The organism is Moorena sp. SIO4G3, from assembly GCF_010692305.1.
Lineage (GTDB): Bacteria > Cyanobacteriota > Cyanobacteriia > Cyanobacteriales > Coleofasciculaceae > Moorena > Moorena producens_A.
Map to the genome: position 1 here is coordinate 1 of NZ_JAAHIG010000625.1, position 2,836 is coordinate 2,836.

The 2,836-nt window shown below is 41.7% G+C and carries 1 protein-coding gene and 1 pseudogene; one reads left to right on the top strand and one right to left on the bottom strand.

All coding sequences use genetic code 11. From position 1 onward, the window contains the following. Positions 1–184: 184 nt before the first annotated feature. On the top strand, positions 185–2,650 hold the full coding sequence (locus F6J99_RS43845) for an NACHT domain-containing protein (protein ID WP_293123434.1): 2,466 nt from the start codon (positions 185–187) through the stop codon (positions 2,648–2,650). 3 nt (positions 2,651–2,653) lie between these two features. Here the strand turns inward: F6J99_RS43845 and F6J99_RS43850 are convergent. Then, positions 2,654–2,836 (bottom strand): annotated as a pseudogene (locus F6J99_RS43850) (IS4 family transposase); the annotation flags it as partial.

Consider the following 2,836-nt stretch of genomic DNA (forward strand, 5'->3'; position numbering starts at 1 on the left):
GGGAGATGGGGAGATGGGGAGATTTTGGAGATCTTGACTACTGTTCCCGATTCCCGATTCCCGACTCCCGATTCCCGACTCCCGACTCCCTACTCCCTACTCCCTACTCCCTACTCCCTACTCCCTACTCCCTTTTCCCTTTGCTCTATAATGATAAATAAAGCAAAAGACAACTACCAATATCATGCTAGATTGGTTAGCAGTTTGGGGAATTTCTAGTGCCGGTGGCTATCTCGCCAAAGAAGTGATCGGTCCCTTGGCGAAAGAAGCTCTAGAAGACTACACCAAAGACTTCTTCAAAGAGTCTATCAAAGACTATACCGGACTATCGGATCAAACTACCCAGAAAAAACTCTTCGGTAAAGCTTTAAAAGAATTTGTAGCTTTAGTGGAAAGAGAATTGGAAGATGCTGATTTATCTAAGCAAGAATTAAAACAGTATACTCAACCCCTCAAGCAGTATATTAAAAACCAATCCATTAAAGCTATCCTAGGAAGTGCGTTTAAGTATGGCTGTGAACAAATAGATACTCAGACATTAGCCAACACCTGGATTGAACTTAAGTTATTACCATTACCAGAAGAATTTCGTTGGAAGTATATTGCTAGACAGTATCTCAAGCAAGTACACACTATCATCCGGGAATCGGATCAGTTGCGGACTATCCGAGATTCCCAAACCTTGGATGCGATCGCAAACAACACTAACGCTACAGCAGGCATTATCCCAGACTTTGACTTAAGCACCTATCAAGAAGCACTTTTAGAGCGCTACGGTAATCTGGGCTTGGATAGTTTAGATACCAATGCTTGTGCCTATAATGAACTAAAACTCTGGAAAATATTTATCCCCCAAAATGTGCGAGAGGTTCATGACCTGATGCCGTCAGCTCTTCATGAACTTCCTAAAGATTATTATAGAAAACTGGTAGAGAGTGGTCAACTAGACAGGGAAATTGACCAAGAGGAGTTAAAACGAGCTAAAGAGGTTTATTATCAACAGCCGCTTAAATCCGTATTGGATGTGATCAAGGACTCTCAAGGCTATCCCTATTTCGTAGTTTTAGGAGACCCAGGCTCTGGTAAATCTACTTTGCTGCAATATTTAGCATTAAATTGGGCAAGAACAGATCTCAATACTGCCCTTTCTCTACGGATTCCCTTACTGATTGAATTACGCACCTATATTCGCAATCGCGATAGTGGACAGTGTAATAACTTCTTGGAATTCTGCCATCAAAGCAGTGGCTCCATCTGTCATTTCAATCAACATCAACTTCATGACCAGTTAAAGGCTGGTAAAGTCTTAGTCATGTTTGATGGGTTGGATGAAGTGTTTGAGCCAGGCAAACGAGAGGATGTAATTACGGATATTAATCGCTTTACCAATACCTATCCTAAGGTACGAGTAATTGTTACATCTCGCGTCATTGGTTATAAACCCCAACGGCTAAGAAATGCTGAATTTCGTCATGTTATGCTCCAAGACTTGGAGTCGAAACAAATTCAAACCTTTATCGAGAAGTGGCATGAGTTAACCTTTACTAATCCAGCCGATAAAGTTAAGAAACGGGAGCGCTTACAAAAAGCAATTGAGACATCCTCCCCGATTCGACAACTGGCGGTAAATCCCCTATTACTAACCATGATGGCAATCCTGAACCGCAATCAAGAATTGCCTCGTGACCGTTCTGAACTCTATAACCAAGCGTCTCGATTACTGCTCCATCAATGGGATGTGGAACGAGCATTACTAGAAGATAATCGTGTTGAACCGAAGACTATTGATTATCAAGATAAGCAACAGATGCTGGGAAAAGTGGCATATTTCATGCAGGGCAATCAAGCAGGGTTAGCGGGAAATCTGATTAGTGGAGAAGATTTAGAAAGGATTATCAAAGATGAGCTAAAATTACGGGAAGTTACTAATCCCAGAGCCGTTGCTAAGGTAATGATTAATCAGTTGCGCACCCGCAATTTTATTTTGTGTTTCATGGGAGCAGATTACTACGCCTTTGTGCATCGGACATTTTTGGAATATTTCTGTGCTTGGGAATTTGTCAGGAAATTTGAGAAAAAACAGGAGATTTCCCTAGAACAGTTAAAAACTGAGGTATTTGGTCAGCACTGGCGGGATGAATCTTGGCATGAAGTGCTCAGGTTGATTGTCGGCATGATTGATTCCAACAAAGCTGGAGAAATTATTGAGTATTTGATGGCACAAGATGGAGAAGAGGATAGGTTTGGTAATTTATTTCTGGCAGCAGATTGTTTGTCTGAGGTTAGGAATCGGTATGAAATTCAATCAACGGATACTGAATTACTGAATTGCTTCAAAGACTTAATTCACTATGATCTAAATTATGATTATGACCCATATGGATATCAGGCCAATTTAGTCCGTGATCTTCATACTCAAGCTGTTGTAGCAGTAGCCACCCATTGGCAAGACCATCCAGATACCTTACCCCTACTTCAAAAATGGGCTCGCTCTGATACTGATTTGTTCGTGCGAGGTACAGCAATTGAACAGTTAGCTCTAGGTTACAAAGACCACCCAGATACCTTAGCCATACTTCAAGAATCGGCTCGCTCTGATACTTATTGCTATGTGCGACTTAGAGCAATTGAACCTGACAGGGGGACATAAAGCTTATAACGTACACAGTGCCAACTCTATAGCCCGCTCACCCTTCTTGTAATAGTTGAGCCAACGACGGTTAATTGCCAAAAGTTCGTCCACTATTTTTTGGCATAATCCCCTTAAGAAAACCCACGAGTGCTGATGTAGGCCAACATAAAAAGCGCTATGTTGACGTTGTCCACTTGATTGGGT

What these genes read in the sequence shown, in the direction of transcription:
- F6J99_RS43845 (WP_293123434.1), top strand. Translation starts at nt 185, where the DNA reads ATGCTAGATTGGTTAGCAGTTTGGGGAATTTCTAGTGCCGGTGGCTAT.